This is a genomic window from Streptomyces bobili (assembly GCF_002154575.1).
In the GTDB taxonomy this organism is placed as follows: domain Bacteria; phylum Actinomycetota; class Actinomycetes; order Streptomycetales; family Streptomycetaceae; genus Streptomyces; species Streptomyces bobili.
In genome coordinates this window covers 1-1,651 of record NZ_MUBA01000837.1, presented here as the reverse complement: position 1 = coordinate 1,651, position 1,651 = coordinate 1, and the positions used below count along the sequence as shown (strand labels likewise).

At 74.8% G+C, this 1,651-nt stretch carries 2 protein-coding genes; one reads left to right on the top strand and one right to left on the bottom strand.

Features of this window, described 5'->3' with window-relative positions; all coding sequences use genetic code 11:
- Positions 1 to 103: 103 nt before the first annotated feature.
- The gene (locus BZL64_RS38060) at positions 104 to 1,084 is read left to right on the top strand and encodes a DMT family transporter (RefSeq protein WP_086773496.1); all 981 of its coding nucleotides are present in this window, start codon (positions 104 to 106) and stop codon (positions 1,082 to 1,084) included.
- Here the strand turns inward: BZL64_RS38060 and BZL64_RS38055 are convergent.
- The coding region (locus BZL64_RS38055) for an amidohydrolase family protein (protein ID WP_143663459.1) at positions 1,024 to 1,651 on the bottom strand (628 nt) is incomplete at its 5' end. The two genes, BZL64_RS38060 and BZL64_RS38055, sit on opposite strands and share 61 nt — an antisense overlap.

The window sequence follows — 1,651 nt, the reverse complement described above, 5'->3', positions numbered from 1 at the left end:
CCGCTACGCCGCCCCGGCCCGCCGTCCTCCCTTACGCTGTGCCGGCCCTCTGACCAGCAGTGGGGCCGCCGACTGCCGCCTTCTGCCGTGAGGACCCAGCCCGATGCCCGCTTCCCTCTCCCGTCTCGGCCGGCTCGCCGATCTTCCCGTGCTGTTGGTCGCCGTCGTATGGGGGTCCAGCTATCTCGCCGCGAAGGGCGTGACCACCGCGGACACCGTGCTGGCCGTGCTGGTGCTGCGGTTCGGCGTGGTGCTTCCGGTGCTGGTGGCCGTCGGGTGGCGGCGGCTGCGGGCGCTGAGCGGCGCGCAGTGGCGGGGTGCGGGGCTGCTCGGGCTGATCCTCGCCGGCATCTTCCTGCTGGAGACGTACGGGGTGGTGCACACGTCGGCGACCAACGCGGGCCTGATCATCAGCCTGACCATGGTGTTCACGCCGCTGGCGGAGAGCCGGGTGCGCGGGGTGCGGCTGCCTGGGGCGTTCCTGGCGGCGGCGGGCCTGTCGGTGGCGGGCGTGGCGCTGCTGACGCAGGGTGCCGGGTTCACCGCTCCGTCCGGGGGCGATCTGCTGATGCTGGGGGCGGCGGTCGCCCGTACCGTGCACGTGCTGGCGATGGCGCGGATGGAGTCCGTGCGCGGGGCGGACGCGCTGTCCCTGACGACCGTCCAACTGGGCGGTGCCGTCGCCGTGTTCACGGTGCTGGTGGCCGTGCCGGGGACGGGTGCGTCGCCGTGGGCCGCCGCGGCGGACTTCGGCGCGGGGGACTGGGTCTGGCTGGTCTATCTCTCCGTGTTCTGCACGCTGTTCGCGTTCTTCGTGCAGATGTGGGCCGTCCGCCGTACGTCGCCGTCCCGCGTGAGCCTGCTGCTGGGCACCGAGCCGGTGTGGGCGGCGGCCGTGGGCATCGCGCTCGCCGGGGACCGGCCGGGGTGGCTGGGGCTGGTGGGCACCGTGCTGGTGCTCGTGGGCACGGCGTGGGGGCGGTCGGTGGCGGACAAGGGGCGGGCGTCCGCGGGTGAGCCCCCTCAGGCCACCGGTACGCCCCGTCGCCACACCTCGGAGACGAGCGGTACACCCGGCCGGTAGGCCAGGTGGACGTGGCTCGGGGCGTCCAGGAAGGTCAGGTCGGCGTAGGCGCCGGCGGTCAGGCGGCCCACGTCCGTGCGGCGCAGGGCCGCGGCGCCGCCCGCCGTGGCCGACCAGAGGGCCTCGTCGGGTGTCATCCGCATGTCGCGGACGGCGAGGGCGATGCAGAACGGCACGGACGACGTGAAGGACGAGCCCGGGTTGCAGTCCGTGGACAGGGCCACGGTGACGCCGGCGTCCAGCAGGCGGCGGGCGTCCGGCCAGGCGGCGCGGGTGGAGAACTCGGCGCCGGGCAGGAGCGTGGCGACCGTCGCGCTGTTGGCGAGGGCGTCCACGTCGGCGTCGGTCAGGTGGGTGCAGTGGTCGGCGCTGGCCGCGTCCAGTTCGACGGCCAGCTGCACGCCGGGGCCGTAGGAGAGCTGGTTGGCGTGGATGCGGGGGTGCAGGCCCCTGGCCTTGCCGGCGGTGAGGATCGCGCGGGCCTGGTCGCCGTCGAAGGCGCCCTTCTCGCAGAAGACGTCGATCCAGCGGGCGTGCGGGGCGCAGGCGTCGAGCATCTCGCCGGTG